Genomic DNA, 655 nt, shown 5'->3' with positions numbered 1-655 from the left:
TTTTTCCCAGCTTGCGAGCCAGTAATTGCACCAGCCATATCACCGGTAGTCAGTCCACCAGCAAGACCAGAAGCCAATTGGCTCAGTGCGCTGACTTGCTGTTTCTCACTTTCGGTTAAGTCTGAAACCTTCTTGCCCGGGAAGAGAGTGTTTAAGATAACATGAGCGGACAGCTCGCCACCGCCTGCACCTAATCCACCCGCAGCAGCAGATTGGTTATTCAGCTCAGCGACTACGGCGCCTAACATAGCATGTGCCATGGCATTGGTTCCTTTATTAACCTCACCAGTAGCAGGGTCAGTTGTCAGCTCTTTAATCTTATTTGCTAAGTACGGTGATGAGGCATTTGCCAATGCACCGGCTAAGTTATCACCCGCAAGCCCTTGCAGTAATCCTGTCACCGCTTGAGCAGCTTTCTGGAAATCACTGCCTGTACCGTATTGTGCCATGGCATTTTTGTAGGCTCGCTGTTGAATGTCCTTATCCGTTGGGACTTTTCCATCGGCTTCTAATTGCAGTTTCGCCACCGCCAGTGCTTCCGGGTCTTTTTGGGCTTTATAGCCCGCAATATTTCCTTCGGTGCGGATGATATCCATGGTCTGATTGCCAATTTCGCCAATCAGTTGCGCTTGTTTTAAGCGATTTTGCTCTTTTT

The 655-nt window shown here is 49.2% G+C and carries 1 protein-coding gene; it reads right to left on the bottom strand.

Annotated elements, in window-relative coordinates:
• A partial coding sequence (locus tag BHE89_RS19430) for a VENN motif pre-toxin domain-containing protein (RefSeq protein ID WP_171742545.1) occupies positions 1-655 on the bottom strand: 655 nt, incomplete at both ends.

Origin of the sequence: Shigella sp. FC1967 (assembly GCF_001743005.1) — a bacterium.
In the GTDB taxonomy this organism is placed as follows: domain Bacteria; phylum Pseudomonadota; class Gammaproteobacteria; order Enterobacterales; family Enterobacteriaceae; genus Proteus.
This window is presented reverse-complemented; position numbering and strand designations above follow the sequence as displayed.